We start from the raw sequence: 20122 nt of genomic DNA, 5'->3' as shown, positions 1-20122 counted from the left end.
GGGGGCTTTTTTATTGCGGGTAAGAGCTACTTATCTTTAACCACGATCAGCGGCTCAATATCGCTCTCTTTCTTCACCACCAGCGAGTCATCGCCGCGCAGGCAGGTCCCACCGTAGTTCCCGCCCACGGTAAAGGTACAGACCTGTATGTACTTGCCGTCGACCTTCGGCAGGCACCACAGCTGCTGGTAGATGTTTTTGCGGTCAACAAACTTGCCGCTGGATTTATCCAGCAGTTCGTCCTGGGCGCTGATCAGATCGATATTGCTGCCGCAGCGTCCGGCAATCGGCTTAACGGCGTATCCGGTCTGCTTCAGCAGATCGTTGACCTCAAAATCGGTGTCGAGCAGGTAGCGGTGGTTCGGGAACAGTTGCCACAGCACCGGGAGAATCGCCTTGTTGCCGGGAATAACGGTCCACAGGGGTTCAAAGACCAGCACCTCCGGGCGCAGCAGGACGTCAATGAGGCGCACTTCGCCTTCAGGATGTCCGGTGCGGATCGGCACCGCAGCGTATTCGGTTTCGCTGACCTCGCGGATCTGCTCAATCGCCGTCTCCCACGCCCAGGTTTTCCACACGCAGTTGACGTGGCGGCCTTCGTCGTCAATCAGCTGTCCGGCGGCATCCCAGCTGAGCGCCCCCAGCCCGTGGAGGATTTTGGTCTCGAACCCGGCCTGCAGCAGAGAACGCTGGATAAAGAGCGCGTGATAGTCCTCTTCGACATCGTTGTCCTGCATGATGTGCACGAACGGCCGCGCGTGGCTGTGCTTCCAGGCGCCGGTCAGCTCTTCCAGCAGGCCTTCTGCCGGGTTATGCCCGTTACCGCGATAGCCATTTTTCACCCACTCTTCGAGAATCAGCCCGCCCTCGGTATGGCAGGAGGCGGAGTCGGCGTTGTACTCGTAGACCTTGATGCCGCGCTCATCCATGCAGAAATCCATACGACCGGTGATCATATGGTGACGACGCCACTGCCAGGAGAGGCGCAGGCGCGGCCAGAGGATTTTCGGGATGTCGAAAAGCGCCAGCAGGCTGTCGTCTTTCAGCACCTTATCCGTGGCGTGCAGGTACATCAGGTGCAGCTCGTTGGTGGCTTTGATCAGCTCCTGTTCGGCGCTTTCGGTAATGGTGAAGTACTGGCAGGGATCTTTGTTGATCACGTGACCGTTGGCGCGAATATACGCCTGCTGCAGCGCGTCATTTTCGTTGAGCCATTTCCCGTCGAACTGACGTGTGTTTTTCAGCCGCGCACCGCTGATTTTCAGCAGTTCGCCGTCGATTTCCGGCTGGGGAATGCTGTGTTCCGTATCGTCGGTCTGGATCATCCAGCCGAGAATTTCCGTGTCGCTGAAGGTGTCGTGGATCGTATAACGCCCGTTCTCCACGCTCAGGCGCAGCTCGCGCGTCCACTGCTGCCCGAGCGGCAGCGGGGAGTGAATCACGTTCTGCTCCGCAATTCGCACCTTATTGTCCAGAAGCTGGGTGATCACCGCCACGTGGCCGGTCTCGTGAAACTCGCCGCCCTTTTGCCAGATCAGCAGCGCCCCGGCGCGCGGCGCGCGTTTTGAGCCGTTGGCAAACGCCTGAAGGGGCAGAATGTTATCGTTGACCACCTGACGCAAAAAGCGCAGAGAGAAAATTTCCCACGCCATACCGACGTCGGTAAACACGAAGCCATAGTTGAGGAACAGGAAACGGCGGGCAAACTCAACGCATTGCCACTTGTGGCCCATGTATTCGTTGCCGATGTAGCTGCGGAAATCCGCATCTTCCGGATAGTTTCGCGGGTCCAGACTGCCGTAATTTGAAGAGTAAATCGCCACGCCACCGGGCGCATAGCCTAACAATGTCCCGAATGGCGCATCAATGCTTAACGTTCCTTTACGCATGTATCCAACCTAAAACAGGCAGGCGGCAATTTTTATGGGTTGTCGTCGTCTGCACGTTGTAATTAACCTGACAGAGGAGCGTTTATCATACACCTGTGTGGTAAATAATTCGCCTTACCCGGCCGACAAAACGCAAAACCCTGTAGGTCGGGTAAGCGAAGCGCCACCCGACACGTTTAAGGCTCACATCTTAAACAGCCAGCACGCCGCGAAATGCCCTGGCGCGATCTCCTGCATGGCAGGCTCCTGCGTCTGGCAAACCGGCACGGCGTGCGGGCAGCGGCTGCAGAACTTACAGCCCGGCAGCGCGGACGTAGGGCCGGGCATTTCGCCGCGCAGGGTTGCGTCTTCGAGGTTGCGAATCCGCGGGTCGGGCTGGGGAACCGCCGCCAGCAGCGCGCGGGTATAAGGGTGCGCCGGACGCTGATACAGCTCATTCGCCGGGGCCACTTCTACCAGCTTACCGAGGTACATCACCCCAATGCGGCTGGAGATATGGCGCACCATCGAGAGATCGTGGGCGATGAACAGATAGGTCAGCCCCAGCTCCTGCTGCAGGTCCTGCAGAATATTCACCACCTGCGCCTGCACCGAGACGTCCAGCGCCGAGAGCGGCTCATCGCACAGCACAAATTCGGGACGCACGGACAACGCGCGGGCAATACTGATGCGCTGGCGCTGCCCGCCGCTGAACTCATGCGGAAACCGCTCAAGGTGTTCCTGCTTCAGCCCCACTTTGTAGAGCAGCGTTTCCGTCCGTTCGCGCTGTTCTGCACGGCTGTAGCCGTGGATCTGCATCGGCTCGGCCACCAGCTGCCGCACCGTCATGCCGGGGTTAAGCGAGGAGTAAGGGTCCTGGAAAATCGCCTGCATCCGCTTACGCAGCGGCTTGAGCTCTTTTTCACGGGCGTGGGCAATCGCCTGTCCGGCAAAGTGGATTTCGCCCGCGGTGATATCGAAAAGGCGCAGGATGGCGCGCCCGAGGGTGGATTTCCCGCAGCCGGATTCCCCCACCAGGCCAAACGTCTCGCCGGGCTGGATATCAAAGCTCACGCCATCAACCGCCTTCACCGCCGCGCCTTTACGCAGCAAACCGCCGTTAAGCGCATAGTGTTTGCGCAGATCGCGCACGCTTACTAAAGGGGCCTGTTGTTCACTCATGCCTGAATCTCCTTATCGGCCCATAGCCAGCAGGCGGCGCGATGGCCTTCACCCATGGCGTAAAAAGCGGGCTGCCGTTCACACTGGGGCATGCGTTTCGGGCAGCGTTCGGCGAACGGACAGCCCGGCGGCGGGTTAAGCAGGCCAGGCGGCGCGCCTTCAATGGGCGATAAACGTTGGTTGACCTCATCCGGGCGCGGCAGCGAGGCCAGCAGCCCCTGGGTATAAGGATGCGCAGGGCGATAAAAAATGTCCTCCACGCTCCCCTCCTCCATCACCAGCCCGCCGTACATCACCACCACGCGGCTGCAGACCTGCGCCACCACGCCGAGATCGTGGGTGATCAGCAGAATTGCGGTTTGGGTCTGCTGTTGCAGGCTTTTCAGCAGACGCAGGATCTGCGCCTGAATGGTAACGTCCAGCGCGGTGGTCGGCTCATCGGCAATAAGCAGCTTCGGGTTACAGGAGAGCGCAATGGCGATCATCACCCGCTGGCGCATCCCGCCGCTGAACTCGTGGGGATACTGGTCGTATCGGCGTTCCGCCTCGGCAATGCCCACCTGTTCCAGCATGGCGATCGCCGCCGCTTTGGCCGTTCTTTTGGTGAGCCCTTTATTGCGCATCAGGATCTCGGTCATCTGTTTGCCGATGGTCAGCACCGGGTTCAGGGCGGTCATCGGATCCTGGAAAATCATCGCGATCTCGTTGCCGCGAATGGCGCGCATCTGCGCAGGGGTTTTCTGCGCCAGATCGTCATTCTGGAAGCGAACGCTGCCGCCGGTTATCCGTCCGTTGCTCCCCAGAAGCTGAATGATCGACTTACAGGTGACGCTTTTCCCGCAGCCCGACTCGCCGACGATGCCGACGAGTTCCCCCGGCTGCACCTGAAAGCTCACGCCGCGCACCGCGTGAACCTCGCCCTCGCGGGTGCGGAAGGTGGTTTGCAGGTTCTCCAACGCTAATAAGCTACTCATCGCGATTCGCTCCTGGCTCAAAGGCGGTACGAAACACATCGCCCAGCACGTTAAAGCTGAACACCGTCAGCAGGATAAGAATGCCGGGGAACATCGCCAGCCACGACGCTTCGCCAATATAAGACTGGGCGTTGTTGAGCATGCTTCCCCACGACGCCGCCGGTGCCTGCACGCCCAGCCCTAAGAAGCTGAGCGTCGACTCCATCAGAATGGCCGAGGCGATATTGAGCGTGGCGGCCACGATAATGGTCGGCAGCACGCCGGGAATAATGTGGCGAACGATAATGCGCAGCGGGTGCTCCCCCGACGCGCGGGCATAAAGCACATACTCGCGCTCTTTCACCGACAAGGTTTCAGCGCGCACCAGCCGCGACATGTTCATCCACGTCAGCAGGCTGATGATCAGAATGATGTTATCCACGCCCGGCTTGAGGTACGCATTCACCACCAGCAGCAGGAAGAAGGCCGGAATGGCCATCAGGATATCCACGGCGCGCATCATCAGGTTGTCCAGCCAGCCGCCAAAGTAGCCGCTCACCGTTCCCACCACCGTGCCGATAAGCGTGGAAAAGAGCATGGCGAGAAAACCGACCATCAGGGAGATCTGCCCGCCATACAGCGCGCGGGTGAAGTAGTCGCGCCCGTACTCGTCGGTGCCGAACCAGTGTGCGGCATCCGGCGGCAGCGTACGTGCGCCGAGCGCCATCCGATCCGGATCGTAGGGACTTAACCCGGCACAGAGCGCGGCGATAACAAATATAAAAAGCACAAACAGGGAGAACTGCGCCGGACGGTTGCGGCGCAGCTGGTGACGAACCTGCTGCCAGCGTCTGCTCATCCGGGTTACCTCAGCGTACGAATGCGGGGATCGGCGAAGCGATAAAGCAGATCGGCGATCAGGTTACCGACGATCAGCATCATCGACGAGAGCATGATGATCGCCATGATCAGCGGGTAGTCCAGCGAGGCGATCGACTGGATCCCGAGCAGCCCCATCCCCGGCCAGGAGAAGACGCTTTCCGTCACGTAGGCCCCCACAATCAGCTCGCCGAACGACAATCCGAACAGGGTGATCACCGGCAGCAGCACGTTTTTCAGCACGTGGCGGAACAGAATGCTGGAACGCGTGGCGCCGTAAGCCAGCTGGGTCTGCACGTAGTCGGCAGAGAGCTGCGAGATGGTGTTGGAGCGGATGTAGCGCACGTAGCTGGAGAGGTTGTAGAACGTGAGGGCAATACACGGCAGCACGCCATGACGCAGCACGTCCAGCACATTATCCTCCATGCCGATGGTGCGCATTCCCATGCTGGGGAACCAGTTAAGCTGCACGGCAAAAACGGTGATGAGCAAAATGCCGAACCAGAAAATCGGCACCGAGATGCCGATATAGGCGAACAGGTTCAGCAGGTGATCCAGCCAGCGGTGCTTAAATGCCCCGGCCAGCAGGCCCAGCGGGATCGCCAGCACGATCGCCAGCAGCAGCGACGCGCCCATCAGCCCCAGCGTGGCCGGAATGCGTTCGCCGATCATCTCGAGCACCGGACGGTGGTAGATCAGCGAATAGCCGAGATCGCCCTGCAGGACGTTTTTCAGCCACAGGACGTACTGCGTGACCAGGGGCTTATCCAGCCCCAGGCTCTGGCGAATACGTTCGATATCTTCCGGAGCCATACGCGGCGTAATGTACGCCGCCACCGGATCGCCGGGCGCGAGCTTGACCAGCAAAAACGCCACCAGCGAAATGAAGAACAGCATCGGCAGCAGCTGCAGCAGCCGACGCGTGAGAAGTGTGTTCACGACATGCCCTTACCAAGGCCCCGACCCGATGGCCGGGGCAATCGCTTATTTCTGATAGATTTTTGACAGATCCTGGAACAGATAGACCGGTTTCGGCTCCGCTTCCTGGGTGCCGCCGAAACGCTTGTCCACCGCGACGGTCGCATTGGTATAGGCGATCGGGTAGTACGTCATGTCGTTCGCCACGGTCTGCTGAATTTGCTTGTAGATATCGGCACGTTTCGCGGCGTCGGTTTCCACGGCGCCTTTATCCCACAGGGCATCAAACTGCGGATTTTTGTAGTGCGCGTAGTTATAGGCTTCGTTGCTCATGAACAGCGATTTGTAGCCGTCCGGCTCTGAGCCCATGATGTAGCCGCCCAGGTTCAGCTCCCACGCGGTGTTGTTCATATCGAGGCTGCGCTGGGACATGGCGTTGGAGTCCAGCGGCATCAGCTCCACGTTCACCCCAATGCCCTTCAGCGCCTGCTGAATGTAGAGCGCCATGCTCTCCTGGGTTTTGTTGGTATTCACATACGCCAGGCGCAGCTTGAGGTTGTCCGGCGCGCCGGACGCTTTAAGCAGCTCTTTAGCTTTTTGCAGGTCGAATGTGTATTGCTCGACGTCATCCGTCTTGTAAAGCGTATCGGGCGTCAGGAAGGACGTCGCGGGTTTGGCGTAGTCCAGCGAGGTAAAGGCGGTCTGGGTCAGCTCGTCTTTGTTGATGGCGTACGCAATGGCCTGACGCAGTGCTTTGCTCTTCATTACCGGCACGTTCTGGTTGAACGTCATATAGGCCAGACGGCCTTCCGGATAGACCACGAAGTCAAACTTACCGGTATTTTTCAGGCGGTTCACATCCTGCGGGTCAACCATCTTGAGGTTGATTTCACCGTTTTGCAGCGCAAGGTTGGCGGCGTTACTGTCTTTGGCGAAACGGTAGGTCACTGAATCTAGCTTCGCTTTGCCGTTCCAGTAATCGTCAAAACGGGTCAGGGCGTAATATTGTCCGGCGCGGTACTCTTTAAATTTGAACGGCCCGGAGCCGACCGGTGCATCGTTTTTGCTGCTCTTTTCCAGGTCGCCTTCGCTGGCGAACACGTGCTGCGGGATCGGGTAGATCTGTACCAGCGTGCCGGTAAAGGCCGCGCTGACCTGCGGTAAGGTGAACTTAACGGTGCGGTCGTCAACCTTGCTTACCTGTACCGGCTTATCGCCGTAGGTGAACATGCTGCGGAAGAAGCTGTGCTGTTTGGCATCCAGCAGCTTATTGAAGGTGAAGACCACGTCGTCCGCCGTCAGCGGCTGGCCGTCCTGCCATTTCAGGTTGGGTTTTAACGTCAGGGTGTAGCTGAGGTTGTCGGCAGAGGACGTCAGGCTTTCCGCCAGGCCCCATTCGATCTTACCGTTGTTGAAGCTATAGAGCGGGGCATAGAGCGCCTGCATGATCGTCAACGTGGTACGGTCGCTGGCGTAGAGCGGATTTACAGCTAACGGGTCGCCGGAGGTAATACCGATAATCAGCGAACCGCCCGCTTTTGGCGCATCGCTTTTTGCCGCTGGGGGCGTATTTGTCTCTTTATTTTTCGCATCATCACAGCCCGCCAGGCCTAACGCGAGCGAAACAACCACTGCCGATAACAGAAGCTTGCGCATCTCACTAACTCCTTGCCTTATAAAGTGTTTATGACTGCATCTTTTATTTATGTTGAAGCATCATATGCAGCTTTATCCGTTTACGCATTAATTATGAAAATGCGATTTTCGATTAAGCTTATACCGGATTTGATATATATAAGCGCCGGAAGGAATAGCGGCAGATCGATTACGCTCAGTTCGTTAAACGCTTCACAAATCTCCTGCTACACTGCCTCAACACATCACTCAAAAGGCAGGCCAACATGTCAGACAACACGTATCAGCCACCCAAAGTGTGGGAATGGAAAAAGAACAACGGCGGCGCGTTCGCCAACATCAACCGCCCCATTTCCGGCGCGACCCATGAGAAAGATCTTCCTGTCGGCTCTCACCCGCTGCAGCTCTACTCGCTGGGCACACCGAACGGCCAGAAAGTGACGATCATGCTCGAAGAGCTGCTGGCGCTGGGCGTGACGGGCGCGGAGTACGACGCGTGGTTGATCCGCATCGGCGAGGGCGACCAGTTCTCCAGCGGCTTCGTAGAGGTGAACCCGAACTCGAAAATACCGGCGCTGCGTGACCACTCCACGAACCCGCCAACGCGCGTCTTTGAATCCGGCAATATCCTGCTCTATCTGGCGGAGAAATTCGGCCACTTCCTGCCGAAAGATCCGGCGGGACGCACCGAGACGCTGAACTGGCTGTTCTGGCTGCAGGGCGCGGCGCCGTTCCTCGGCGGCGGCTTTGGCCACTTCTATAACTATGCCCCGGTGAAAATCGAGTACGCGATTGACCGCTTTACCATGGAAGCCAAACGCCTGTTCGACGTGCTGGATAAACAGCTGGCGCGCGGTCGCTACGTGGCGGGTGAGGAGTACACCATTGCCGATATCGCCATCTGGCCATGGTTCGGCTGCGTGGCGCTGGGCAGCGTGTATAACGCCGCTGAGTTCCTCGACGCAGAAAAGTACACCAACGTGCAGCGCTGGGCGAAAGACGTGGCGAATCGCCATGCCGTTAAGCGCGGACGCATCGTTAACCGCACCAGCGGCGAGCTGAACGAGCAGCTTCACGAACGCCACGCGGCGAGCGACTTCGAGACCAATACGGAAGATAAGCGTCAGGCGTAATGTTCTGCCGGGCGGATCGCCGCCCGGCAACAGAGATCCTTGCCCAGGGCATGATTGGCCTAAAGGTTGAGCCGGTATTGCTGGCACTATCTGTGCGTTTTTCTCACCTCAGAGTGAGAAGCGACGTATCAACCGACAGCAGTCACAAAGGATCTGTTATGAAACTGATTAAAACAACGCTGGTTATCAGCGCCCTCATTTTTTCCACCTCGGGAATGGCCATCGATAAAACCGCCGCTGGCGCGGTAGCAGGCGCTGCCATTGGCGCGGCCACGGGCAAAGATCTGAAATCCACCGTTGGCGGTGCCGTTGTTGGCGCAGGCACGGGTGCCATGTTCAAAAACGGCGACAAAGGTAAAGCCGCGCGTAAAGGCGGCGCCGTAGGAGCTGCCGTGGGCGCAGGCGCCGCGGCGGTTACCGGCAAGAGCGTGCTGAAAGGTGCAGCCGTGGGCGCGGGCACGGGCGCGCTGATTGGTGAAGCGACGCACTGATAAACTTCTCCGGGCGTCGCAGCGCGTGCCCGGCCTCATGGCTGTTCAGTAATAACCCCGCACCCAATCTCGCATTTTTGCGAGCCGCTTTCCGAAATAGCATTTCCCCTCTGTCGCAGCGATGTTAACAATTGCCAGTCGTAGCCTGAAGATTACAATGCATTTGCTTATCGTAAACTACAGGCTACAATAATGGCTAAGGTTAAACACTACATCACAGCTGATGGGTATGACCCTTTTGATGCATATCTAAGAAGTGTGAAAGATCCCATAGCAAAAGCCATGATTGCCACGCGTGTCGCCAGAATGTCAACGGGTAACTATGGTGATTGTAAACCATGCAGAGAGAGCGTTTCAGAGCTCAGAATTAACCAGGGGCCGGGTTACCGTGTCTATTTCAGCGAAGTCTCCGATCCGGCAGATGGCGCAGTGAGTCTGGTGCTACTGACTGGAACGAAAAAAAAGCAAAGTGCAGATATTGAAAGAGCCGTTGAGTACCTCAACGACTACAAGCGCAGGATATAAAAGGAAATCGCAATGGCTAAATCAGTACTCCATGATGACGCAATGGTACAACTCCTGAAAGATTCTCCGGATTTTGCGCCCGTATATCTTCATCAGGCTTTCATTGAAATTGACGAGCCCGGAGGCTATGAGGCATTCATGCTGGCTTTACGACATGTTATAGAAGCCTCCGGCGGGATGACTGTCATTGCAAAACGCGCAGGCATTTCTCGCGAATCACTCTACAAATCACTTTCACCAAACGGTAATCCCTCATTTAAGCGTATCGCCGAAGTGGCATCTGCAACGGGCTACCCAATATCCCGAATTGCAACAGCAGGATTAAACACAACAGCGTGAGAGCCACTCCAAAATAGGCCCGGATATGCGACCCGGGCAATACATCAATGGTGATCGTCATACTGATGCTCAATCACCATTCCTTCCGCCACGCTCGCCACATGGCGTGCACGAGGATGATAGACCGGTGCAGGGGCGGCATACGTTGTTTGTACAGGTGCAGGCGCAACGCTTACCGCCTCGGGAACCGTGGCTGACTGCGGAACAATCACGACCTTATACCCGGCAGGAACATCGACCGTGACGCTCTGGGCCATCGCTGTATTGACCACGGCAAAACCTGCCAGGGCAGCAAATAAAATAATACGGTTTTTCATAAATTGAATTATTTCCGGCTTCAAGTAGATAATTCATTATGTCGGCGAATTCTTAAGACAATATTAATTTTCATGTTCTGGAATGTGCAGAAAATGCCAAATATATTGTTACAAGCGAATAATTTAATATTTAAAAAATATTGACTTACGTTTTTTTAAAAAGGCGGCAAGAAATACGCTTGCATGCCGCCTCGCCTGTTATGTTAATACTTTATATCCCGCGCTTTTTGCCGCCCGGCCTGTTTCATCTGACGTTTATCCTGGCGGCAGTCGTGATTACTCTGGCTATTGTTCGCCACGCAGGTCTGCTTCACCTGCCGTGACGCGTCGCGGGTTTCCTGCCTGACATCACGCGCCACGCGCCGCTCCTGCGCCTGCTGGGTCGCACTGGTGGAAACCGAGAAAAGCGTCAGAAAAATGAGAGAAAGGACAGGGATAAAAGATAACGATCTGTTCATAGCAACACCTCGTAGAAGAGAGTCCAGAACGTCAGGGGTTAGCAAAAGAATAGCAGTTTCAGAGCACGCGGAATGGGGAAGGCGTTAATAATGTAAGGCCACTCAAGGCGGCCTTACAACGTTGCGTTATGCCGTCAGGCGGAACTTCTGCACCGAGCGCTGAAGATCTTCGGTCTGACGCTCCAGCGCCGAAGCCGCCGCGGAAACCTCCTCCACCAGCGAGGCGTTTTGCTGGGTGACGCCGTCCATCTGCGTAATGGCGATACCGACCTGCGAAATGCCCTTACTCTGCTCCTCAGAGGCAGAGGCGATTTGCTTCATAATGGTCGTCACTTCCGTCACGTCCCGCAAAATCGCATCCATGGTCGTCCCCGTGTCGCTTACCAGCTTTGCACCCTGCTCGACGCGGGAAACGGAATCGGTAATCAGCCCTTCAATCTCTTTCGCCGCGTTGGCGCTGCGGCTTGCCAGGTTGCGAACTTCGCCTGCGACGACGGCGAAGCCTCGGCCCTGTTCACCCGCGCGCGCGGCTTCAACCGCCGCGTTGAGTGCCAGAATATTGGTCTGGAAGGCAATGCTGTTAATGACGTTGGTGATTTCAGCAATTTTCTTCGAGCTTTCCGAAATACCGCTCATGGTGCTTACCACCTCTTCCACCAGCGAACCGCCGCGGCTGGCGGTGGTTGAGGCCACATCGGCCAGCTGGCTTGCCTGACGGGCGCTCTCCGCGTTCAGTTTCACCGTAGCGGTCAGCTGTTCCATGCTGGCTGCCGTCTCTTCCAGCGCCGCCGCCTGCTCTTCGGTACGGGAGGAGAGATCGTTGTTACCGCTGGAAATCTCCGTCGCCCCGCGCCAGATATTTTCACTGCCGGAGCGGATCGTGCTGACCGCCTCGCGCAGGCTGTCCTGCATGGCGCTCAGCAGCGGCACCAGCTGTCCCACGCAGTTTCGGCCGAACGGCTCAATGGGCTGGCTGAGATCGCCCTGAGCAATCTGGCGGAACTGCTGGCGAATGCGGTCCAGCGGTTTGACCAGCATCGCGACCAGGTAACGGTCGGTGAAGAGCAGGATCAGCAGACCGACGATCGTGGCGACGATAATCACCGTACGGGTCATGCTGGTCAGGCCGTCCACCACCACGCGGGTGCTGTCGAGCGACTTCGCTGCAGCATTGTTGAACTCTTCAGCCGCCGCGCCGAACGCGCGGCTCAGCGTTGGCGTGACGTTATTGGCCTGCTGACGATAGCCGTCCAGCGCGCCCAGTTTCGCCTGCTGCATTTGCGGCGTCACGCCCTGTTCGAGCAGCGCCTGCCAGGCACCGATCACCCGGGAAGAGACCTGGGGATCCATTGGGCCTGGGGAGATCGCTTTCATCTCGGCCAGCTTCTTGCCCATGTTATCCAGCGCCTGCTGGGCAGAGGCCAGATCCGGCGTGCCGCCTGCGGCTTTGACTTCCATTGCGCGGCTCAGACGGGTCACAAAGCGGAAATACTGATCGTTGCCCTGGCTGAGCACCGTCATCTGCTTGACCAGCTGGCGGTCCACCTCGTTGCCATCTGAAACGCGAGACAGAGACCAGGTGCTGTACAGCCCAACACCCGCCCACATTAAACAAAAGATCCCGAGAATCGCCAGCATGACGAAACGGATCGTGAAATTACGGAGCATATTCATAAGTCTTCCTTGCCGTGAGGGTGAATTCGCCCAGAGGCGAGTCTTACCCTCGTTATCGGCAGAAACTGACGAAGTTATACTATTTCGCGCGTAATTTTATAAAAATCTTCGCTACCCTGCCGTTCGCCGGAAAAGGATAATCACTGCGGGGAAAATCTTACTGCTCAATACATGTTTTCATATTTCAGCAGCCGTCGAAATGTAAAACAGACAAACAGTTAATTAACCTCACAACCCGAAAGGATGAATACCCTGATGAATGAGACGGTCAAAGAACCGCACGACCGGTCAAGAAACCCTTTAATTTGTATGCAAATCATTCCAAAGCATTTAGCTCATGAATTAAATTAAATTTATTAATCAGATTTAATTATTTAAACGCTAATTATTGTGCAGGATATTTTTTTAGATTTCATTACATCCTTACCTGCTGAGGAAGTTCTTATTTTAAATAAATTCATTTAAAAAGAGCCGGACAATTTTCGACTCATCCAGAGAACTTCAAATGCGCAAATTAATGAATCGTACATTGCTTTCGCAATGTGTATTAGTGGCTTTAACGTCATTTGGCGCCCAGGCTAACGTAACGCCCGCTACGCCCTGCCAGCCGGGCGTGACATCGCAGACCTGCGGCTTAACGAAATATGTAGATAATAGTTTCTATGAAGATCCCGGCGTGACTAATGCCATTATGGCCGACACCACCGCAAATAATATCTTTATGGATGGAAGCCGTGAATCAGGGGATACCCAGTCATTAACCGTTTCTGGTACCGACATGTCCGGCCATTATATTCAGGGCAGCAACGGGGGGACGGCTAATATTACGGTGAATAACGGCGCCACCGTCGATATGATCGAAGTGGGCAATACCGGTGCAACCACCAATACGACGGTGACCATCGATGACGCCACGCTGAATGGCGAAAATGACGCCGGAAGCTACGAGGGCAAGAAAGCCTATATGATGGGTTCCGCCATTTATCTCGACCCCATGGATAAAGGTTACCACACCGTCAACGTTGAGGACGGCAGCATGCTGCACGGCAGTATTCTCAGTGCGGGAGCCGGTGCACAAAATATTGCCATCAGCAACAGCACGATGGATAAAGGCGGTATTTACGCGGGTAGCGATAAATCTGATACCAATATTACGCTGACTAACGCTTCCGTGGATGCCTCGCAGAGCGAAATCGCGCAGAACATCGACACGCTGGCGGTAAAACTGAGCGGATACAAGCCCTTCAGCGACATCAACCTGGATGCCTTTGGCGATGTCGCCATCGCGATGTACGGAACGAAGGCTGATTCGCTGGCGCTGGATAACAGTACGGTCACCGGCGACATTGGGGCCTTTAACGAAAACGGCACCACGCTGATTTCATTGACCAATAACAGCGTGGTAAATGGCAATGTGACCGTCGATGGTAACGCCGCAAATTCCGTTCTGGTGGATAACAGCACCGTGAATGGCGAGATAAATACCAGCCAGAGTACGGGCAATAGCACAATTACGCTGCAGAACAACGCGACCGTCAACGGTGATATTACAACGGGTGCAGGTGATGATACGGTCGTGCTGACCAATGATTCACATGTCAATGGCAATGTTAACGGTGGTGACGGCAGCGATACCCTGTCAATGGATGCGGGCAGTTCTATATCCGGACAAATAAGCCAGTTTGAAACGGTAAATACCACCAGTGATAACAGCATTGCCATTGATAAAATTAACGATGCAACCAGCTGGAGTTTGCAAAACGGTTCAACCCTGATTGCCAACACCACCGGCAGCAATGCGCTGGTTACCATGAGCACCGACAGCTACGTGAATTTCGGTAATATTACCGGCGCCAATAACGCCGTGGTGGTGAACAGCATTACGCCGTCAGCGCAAAATCAGCAGGGAATAGTCCTGGGGACCTTCACCACGTCGGGCAGCAGTGCGCCGCAGAATTATGCAGCAGCCACGTTTACCAACGGCGACCAGACCGTGGAGAATCGTAGCGGCGCGTATAACTACAACAACAGTCTGAATATTGTTGCGGCCGACAGCGCGCCTCAGGCTCAGCTGACTGCAGATAATAGCCAGAGCTGGAATATTGAATTTAACAGCCAGAAGGGCAACCTTGCGAGCGACATTCAGGGGCTGGTAGCCGGCCTGGATGCAGCGGAACAGGCCGGGCATCAGGTAGCGGATGACATCAGCAACCACATGAACCAGGTGCATCTGGCAAACCTGCTGGGAGAACAGCAGGACGGTGCGCAGGTCTGGGGCGATTTCCTTTATCAGAACGGTAATTTCAGCAACGACGTCGACTATAAAAGCATCACTCAGGGTGCGCAGGGCGGCGTAGACTGGACGGCGCATCTGGACAACGGCGACAGCGTCACCGGCGGTATCGCGCTGGCGTGGACGCGCAGCCGCGTGCAGGACACCAGCGACGGCGCGGATAGCTTCAAAGACAGCGTTTACGGTAACTACTACAGCCTGTATGGCGGCTGGCAGCAGGCGCTGAACGGCCGAACCTGGGGTCTGTTTGCTGACGGCAGCTTCAGCTACGGCGATATGCGTTACTCGCTGTCTGCCAACAACGTGACGGGCGATACCAGCGGCATGACGGAAGCGCTGCACGGCTCCACCGATGGCAGTCTGTATCTGGCGCAGGCCCGCACCGGGGTGAACGTGTTGCTGCCAGGCGAAACGCTGCTGCAACCCTACGCCACTCTTGGCTGGGATCAGACCAAAGCGAACGGCTTCTCTGACAGCGAAGTCACCTTTGCCGACAGCCAGGTCTCTTCCTGGAATGGCGGCGCGGGCGTGAGGCTCACCACCACCCTTCGCGATTTGAACAAGAACGTGAAGGTGATGCCGTGGATCGACGCGCGCTTCCAGAAAGAGTTCAGCGATGACACCGACATTCAGGCGGCGGATTATCACAATACCTCCGGTCACAACAACACCATGGGCATCTTTGGGGCAGGTATCAACGCCACCATCGCCCATAACTTCACCCTGACTACCGGCGTCTATGTCGGTACTGGCGATGTGGATAACGATGCCAGCGTACAGGCGGGGATGAGCTATAGCTTCTGATTGTCGTCTGATTGCCCGGTGACCTGCGTGTACCGGGCAGTGCGGGACTCAACGTCTGACGCATCCCGGGGAAAATTGCTGGCAGGGAGTTCTGCCATCGCTTCTACCCGGGATTTGTGTTTTGATAAGGACAGAATGAAAACGCCGTTTCAAAAATTCATCGATAAGAAAAGGAGACATCATGTCCTGGTACCCTGCCCCTGACCGCTACGAGAACATGCAGTACCGCCACTGTGGCAAAAGCGGCCTTCGCCTGCCCGCGCTGTCGCTTGGCCTGTGGCATAGCTTCGGCCATATTCAGCCTCTTGATGCCCAGCGGGCGCTGCTCCGTAAAGCCTTCGACCTCGGCATTACCCATTTCGACCTTGCCAACAACTACGGCCCGCCAGCAGGCAGCGCGGAAGAGAATTTTGGCCGTCTGCTGCGGGAGGACTTTGCCGCGTATCGCGACGAGCTGGTTATCTCCACCAAGGCGGGTTACGACATGTGGGCCGGGCCATACGGCTCAGGCGGATCGCGCAAATATCTGCTCGCCAGCCTCGATCAGAGCCTGAAACGCCTGGGCGTCGACTACGTGGATATTTTCTATTCCCACCGCGTGGATGAAACCACGCCGATGGAAGAGACGGCCTCTGCGCTTGCCCACGCCGTGCAGAGCGGCAAAGCGCTGTATGTAGGCATTTCCTCCTATTCAACCGAGCGCACGCAAAAAATGGCCGAGCTGCTGCGCGAGTGGAAGATCCCCCTGCTGATCCACCAGCCGTCCTATAACCTGCTCAACCGCTGGGTCGATAAGACCGGTTTGCTGGATGCGCTGGCGGCCAACGGTACCGGGTGCATCGCCTTTACCCCGCTGGCGCAGGGGCTGCTGACCGGAAAATACCTGAACGGTATTCCTGAAGATTCACGCATGCAGCGTGAAGGCAAGAAAGTCCGCGGTCTGAACGAAAAAATGCTGACCGAAGCCAACCTGAACAGCCTGCGTTTGCTGAGTGAAATGGCGCAGGCGCGGGGTCAGACTATGGCGCAGATGGCGTTGAGCTGGCTGCTGAAAGACGCGCGCGTGACGTCAGTGCTGATTGGCGCAAGCCGCCCGGAACAGATTGAGGAGAACGTTCGGGCGCTGGATAACGTGTACTTCAGTGAGGACGAACTCAAGGGGATTGACCAGCATGTTGCGGATGGGGAGTTGAACCTGTGGCAGGCGTCGTCTGATAAGTAAGGCCGCACCGAGCAGTCCCCTCTCCCCTTTGGGGAGAGGGTTAGGGTGAGGGGTAAGGCGTACTTTACTTCTTACTGATCTTATCCAGATACCCCATCACAAACGCAGACAGCACAAACGTCAGATGGATAATGACGTACCACATCAGTTTGTTATCCGGCACGTTCTTCGCGTCCATAAACACGCGTAGCAGGTGGATAGAAGAGATCGCCACAATCGACGCGGCCACTTTATTCTTCAGCGACGAGGCATCCATTTTGCCCAACCAGCTGAGCTTCTCTTTGCGCTCGTCGATATCCAGCTGAGAGACGAAATTCTCGTAGCCGGAGAACATCACCATTACCAGCAGCCCGCCCACCAGGGTCATATCCACCAGCGACAGCAGAACCAGAATCAAATCCGCCTCGGCAATGGAAAAGATATTCGGCAGAACGTGCAGGATTTCCTGAAAGAACTTAATCGTCAGCGCGATAAGCGCCAGCGAAAGGCCAAAATAGACGGGGGCCAGTATCCAGCGAGAGGCGTACATGGCATTTTCAAAAAAGCGTTCCATAAAGTCCTGTTTGCAAAAGAAACCAGCGCCCAGTATATCCCAATGGCGCTGACTGTTTGCAATAGCTCACCAGTATGGTCACTCAGACGTTGTCCGGGTTAACCTCGGGACGGGCGTATTCCGGCCAGACCAGCACCACCAGCTCCGGGTAGGCTTCCAGACTGAACTCACGAAAACACTGACGCAAATTTAATACGTCCAGATCGGAATAAGAGACCTTCTCGCCGTTAAGGCAGCGTTTTTTGATATTGTCATAATATTTATACACGGCTGAATTGAGATCGCTACAGCGACGCTGTGCTTCAAACAGTCCGGGGGTGTCATTAATTTCCGACATTTTCATGCGTTTAATTGTCGCGTGTAAAAAGTCGATATATTCATGGTTCACCCGCCAGTACCAGACAGGCGTAACGGAGTTCATCAATACAGAGAAATGGTCTTCCCCTTCCTCTTTTGTCATGAGTTCCGGTTGCGGCGGTTCACTGGTGTCTTTCGACACTTTCGTTTTATTGAACTCCTGCATCAATAAAAGCACACCAGCGGTCAGTAATAGTAATGTGATGACCGTAAAAAAGATGCTGTTCATGGGTAGGCTCCATTTTTTTTGATTTTAAATTTGCCTCATGATATTGTCAACGAATCTCACGCCTTTACCAACCCCACCCTGTTGAAATTAAAGGAAATTAAAAATGCTGCCCGACTATCTCGTCCCGGCTAAGTACCACATTACGCCTGTGGAACAGCAACCGACGGAAGCAGAAAAAGAGGTCAGTTTCACTCAGGGGAAAAGAAAGCTCTCTGATTTCGAGCCTGATATATTAATTGGTGTTTCCCGTACCGGCAAATCCCGTAATATGTTGCTGGAAGAGCACGATCGTCATATAAAAGACCGCTTATTTCGCGCCATAAAAATTGAAGCCTTTGTCCACCTGTTGAATGATCTGCAGGCCGAAGGTGAAATAGATGCCCAGAAACTAAGTCAAATATTGGCCGAAAAAACCAAAGAAATTAACGAAGCGGGCAATGAAATTTGGCTTAACTTAATTACGCGCGAAAAAAACAACCCAATTTTTTATAGCCTGGGGGAGGATTAACGTGAAGGAAGTTAAAAATAACGACGTTTATTTGACTTTGGATGATAAAAAAAGTGATGAATTTATCTTAAAGCAAAATCTCGACGCGCTGCGAAACACAAAAAATGACGAGATGACGCGCATTACACAAGACCTGGTATCGATCCCGGCGACGCTGGTCCGGCTGAAATGGCAGAATCGCCGTGAGATTTATCCGCTGCAGGTCAAAGAAGAAATTTACGGTGCCGTGATGAACGCCATCATGGAACAGCGGCCAGAGCTAAAAGAGAAGCTTCTGGGACGCCTTGAGGCCAACTACCAGTATCTGCTTGCCAGAGAGATCGCCACCCTGCGTCTGACGCGCAAACTGTCAGACGGCGAGTACCGTACCTCAAACGTCACCTGCGTTGCGCTTGATGAGGACGCGCTGGCAACCCCCTCTACCGCACCGACGGAAAATAAGAACGCATAAACCCAACAGGCATAAAAAAAGCCGGCTTTCGCCAGCTTCTTTATCACTTCGCGGCCGCTTTCTCTTCGCCGACCAGCCCAATCTTCAGATAACCCGCCTGATGCAGCGTGTCCATTACCTTCATCATGGTTTCATAATCCACGGTTTTATCCGCACGGAAGAAGACCGTGGTGTCTTTTTTACCGCCGGTAAGCTGATCCAGCGCCGGGATAACAGAGTCGGCCGTTACCGGGTCGTTACCGAGGAACATCGATTTATCGGCCTTCACGGACAGATAGACAGGCTTTTCCGGGCGCGGCTGCGGCTGGCTGGACGAGGCTGGCAGATTCACCTTCACGTCCACCGTCGCCAGCGGCGCGGCCACCATGAAGATGATCAGCAGAACCAGCATGACGTCGATAAACGGCGTCACGTTGATCTCATGCATTTCGCCGTTATCGTCCAGATTTTCGTTTAGACGCATCGCCATAATATCAACCCACGCGCAGTTTGGACGCCGCGTGCACCGGCTTAACGGCGCTGGCATTCAGGTCGAGATCGCGGCTCTGCAGCAGCAGAACCTGCGCGGCAACGTCACCGAGGGTGGCTTTGTAGCTGCCAATCATGCGCGCGAAGATGTTGTAGATAACCACCGCCGGAATCGCCGCGACCAGACCAATCGCCGTCGCCAGCAGCGCTTCTGCGATACCCGGCGCAACGACCGCCAGGTTGGTGGTTTGGGTCTGCGCGATACCGATAAAGCTGTTCATGATGCCCCATACCGTACCGAAAAGACCGATGAACGGCGAAATCGCGCCGATGGTGGCCAGATAACCATTGCCGCGCCCCATGTGTCGGCCAACCGCCGCCACGCGACGCTCCAGACGGAAACCGGTACGCTCCTTGATGCCTTCGTTATCTTCACTGCCCGCGGAGAGTTCCAGCTCGTTCTGTGCTTCATTCACGAGCAGGGTGGTCAGGCTTTTCGCGTGGAAGGATGAGGTCATATCTGAGGCCTGATCCAGAGAGCGGGCTTCTGCCAGCTGTTGCTGTTCCCGCTTGAGGCGACGCTTCTGCGAAAGCAGCTCGGCGCTCTTGCTGAAGAAGATAGCCCAGGTGACAACGGACGCCAGAATCAGGCCGATCATCACAATCTTAACCACGATGTCAGCATGCTGATACATGCCCCAAACGGAGAGATCCGCCTGCATCAAATTATTACCCACTCTGTATCTCCAGGACGCAAATCACAAAATCTGAACGTAATAATATCAAAACATCGTCGAATTGATAGTAGTTCTCATTAGTATTTGCATAGTGACGCAATTTTCGTTCACTTTCCTTGCGCTTACGC

Annotated in this window: 21 protein-coding genes; 8 read left to right on the top strand and 13 right to left on the bottom strand. The window is 55.5% G+C overall.

Annotation, left to right across the window (positions count from 1 at the left end):
* Positions 1-26: 26 nt before the first annotated feature.
* The 6 genes from gss to PI91_RS03800 form a co-directional block, all read right to left on the bottom strand.
* Complete coding sequence (gene gss / locus PI91_RS03825) at positions 27-1889, bottom strand: bifunctional glutathionylspermidine amidase/synthase (RefSeq protein WP_039265469.1); 1863 nt, start codon at positions 1887-1889, stop codon at positions 27-29.
* Between the two features lie 183 nt (positions 1890-2072).
* On the bottom strand, positions 2073-3050 hold the full coding sequence (locus PI91_RS03820; RefSeq protein ID WP_039265468.1) for an ABC transporter ATP-binding protein: 978 nt from the start codon (positions 3048-3050) through the stop codon (positions 2073-2075).
* Positions 3047-4024: an ABC transporter ATP-binding protein gene (locus PI91_RS03815; protein ID WP_039265467.1), complete on the bottom strand. Its 978-nt coding sequence runs from the start codon at positions 4022-4024 to the stop codon at positions 3047-3049. The genes PI91_RS03820 and PI91_RS03815 overlap by 4 nt, the downstream gene beginning before the upstream one ends.
* Positions 4017-4862, bottom strand: coding sequence for an ABC transporter permease (locus tag PI91_RS03810; protein WP_008499793.1), 846 nt, complete (start codon positions 4860-4862; stop codon positions 4017-4019). The genes PI91_RS03815 and PI91_RS03810 overlap by 8 nt, the downstream gene beginning before the upstream one ends.
* A 5-nt stretch (positions 4863-4867) precedes the next feature.
* Entirely contained in the window at positions 4868-5821 is a 954-nt protein-coding gene (locus tag PI91_RS03805) for an ABC transporter permease (protein WP_032675493.1), read from the bottom strand.
* Between the two features lie 45 nt (positions 5822-5866).
* The gene (locus PI91_RS03800) at positions 5867-7456 is read right to left on the bottom strand and encodes an ABC transporter substrate-binding protein (protein ID WP_039265466.1); all 1590 of its coding nucleotides are present in this window, start codon (positions 7454-7456) and stop codon (positions 5867-5869) included.
* 245 nt (positions 7457-7701) lie between these two features.
* Between PI91_RS03800 and yghU the strand changes: the two genes are divergently transcribed.
* The 4 genes from yghU to PI91_RS03780 all read left to right on the top strand — a co-directional run bounded on the left by yghU (position 7702) and on the right by PI91_RS03780 (position 9923).
* A complete protein-coding gene (gene yghU / locus PI91_RS03795; RefSeq protein WP_008499796.1) occupies positions 7702-8568 on the top strand; it encodes a glutathione-dependent disulfide-bond oxidoreductase in 867 nt (288 codons plus the stop codon).
* Between the two features lie 158 nt (positions 8569-8726).
* Positions 8727-9059: a glycine zipper domain-containing protein gene (locus PI91_RS03790; protein ID WP_008499797.1), complete on the top strand. Its 333-nt coding sequence runs from the start codon at positions 8727-8729 to the stop codon at positions 9057-9059.
* Positions 9060-9251: 192 nt separating this feature from the next.
* Entirely contained in the window at positions 9252-9584 is a 333-nt protein-coding gene (locus tag PI91_RS03785) for a type II toxin-antitoxin system RelE/ParE family toxin (protein WP_008499798.1), read from the top strand.
* A gap of 12 nt (positions 9585-9596) precedes the next feature.
* Positions 9597-9923, top strand: a complete 327-nt coding sequence (locus PI91_RS03780) for a DNA-binding protein (protein ID WP_008499799.1) — start codon at positions 9597-9599, stop codon at positions 9921-9923.
* A 44-nt stretch (positions 9924-9967) separates the two neighbouring features.
* Here PI91_RS03780 and PI91_RS03775 read toward each other — a convergent pair whose 3' ends face one another.
* The 3 genes from PI91_RS03775 to PI91_RS03765 all read right to left on the bottom strand — a co-directional run bounded on the left by PI91_RS03775 (position 9968) and on the right by PI91_RS03765 (position 12372).
* Positions 9968-10240, bottom strand: coding sequence for a hypothetical protein (locus PI91_RS03775; protein WP_008499800.1), 273 nt, complete (start codon positions 10238-10240; stop codon positions 9968-9970).
* A 203-nt stretch (positions 10241-10443) separates the two neighbouring features.
* Entirely contained in the window at positions 10444-10698 is a 255-nt protein-coding gene (locus PI91_RS03770) for a hypothetical protein (protein ID WP_039265465.1), read from the bottom strand.
* A gap of 126 nt (positions 10699-10824) precedes the next feature.
* Positions 10825-12372, bottom strand: a complete 1548-nt coding sequence (locus PI91_RS03765) for a methyl-accepting chemotaxis protein (RefSeq protein ID WP_023326068.1) — start codon at positions 12370-12372, stop codon at positions 10825-10827.
* Between the two features lie 550 nt (positions 12373-12922).
* Here PI91_RS03765 and PI91_RS03760 point away from each other — a divergent pair.
* Positions 12923-15469 (top strand): autotransporter outer membrane beta-barrel domain-containing protein, encoded by a 2547-nt coding sequence (locus PI91_RS03760; protein WP_232764373.1) that lies wholly within the window; start codon positions 12923-12925, stop codon positions 15467-15469.
* 181 nt (positions 15470-15650) lie between these two features.
* A complete protein-coding gene (locus tag PI91_RS03755; RefSeq protein WP_039265463.1) occupies positions 15651-16691 on the top strand; it encodes an aldo/keto reductase in 1041 nt (346 codons plus the stop codon).
* A gap of 64 nt (positions 16692-16755) precedes the next feature.
* Here the strand turns inward: PI91_RS03755 and PI91_RS03750 are convergent, their stop codons facing one another.
* Together PI91_RS03750 and PI91_RS03745 are read right to left on the bottom strand one after the other, a co-directional pair.
* On the bottom strand, positions 16756-17244 hold the full coding sequence (locus tag PI91_RS03750; RefSeq protein ID WP_008499805.1) for a TIGR00645 family protein: 489 nt from the start codon (positions 17242-17244) through the stop codon (positions 16756-16758).
* 82 nt (positions 17245-17326) lie between these two features.
* Positions 17327-17830 (bottom strand): ESA_00282 family adhesion-associated protein, encoded by a 504-nt coding sequence (locus PI91_RS03745; RefSeq protein ID WP_008499806.1) that lies wholly within the window; start codon positions 17828-17830, stop codon positions 17327-17329.
* A gap of 103 nt (positions 17831-17933) precedes the next feature.
* Here PI91_RS03745 and PI91_RS03740 point away from each other — a divergent pair, with 103 nt between their 5' ends.
* Positions 17934-18338 carry a hypothetical protein gene (locus PI91_RS03740; RefSeq protein ID WP_008499807.1) on the top strand — a complete coding sequence of 135 codons (405 nt, stop codon included), beginning with the start codon at positions 17934-17936 and terminating at the stop codon, positions 18336-18338.
* A gap of 1 nt (position 18339) precedes the next feature.
* Complete coding sequence (locus PI91_RS03735; RefSeq protein WP_023294557.1) at positions 18340-18789, top strand: hypothetical protein; 450 nt, start codon at positions 18340-18342, stop codon at positions 18787-18789.
* Positions 18790-18832: 43 nt separating this feature from the next.
* On the opposite strand, the gene exbD is transcribed toward PI91_RS03735, so the two are convergent.
* A complete protein-coding gene (exbD, locus tag PI91_RS03730; protein WP_008499809.1) occupies positions 18833-19258 on the bottom strand; it encodes a TonB system transport protein ExbD in 426 nt (141 codons plus the stop codon).
* Positions 19259-19262: 4 nt separating this feature from the next.
* Complete coding sequence (exbB, locus tag PI91_RS03725) at positions 19263-19994, bottom strand: tol-pal system-associated acyl-CoA thioesterase (protein WP_021242115.1); 732 nt, start codon at positions 19992-19994, stop codon at positions 19263-19265.
* Positions 19995-20122 lie beyond the last annotated feature (128 nt).

The organism is Enterobacter sp. FB, from assembly GCF_000805795.1.
GTDB lineage: Bacteria > Pseudomonadota > Gammaproteobacteria > Enterobacterales > Enterobacteriaceae > Enterobacter > Enterobacter roggenkampii.
This window is presented reverse-complemented; position numbering and strand designations above follow the sequence as displayed.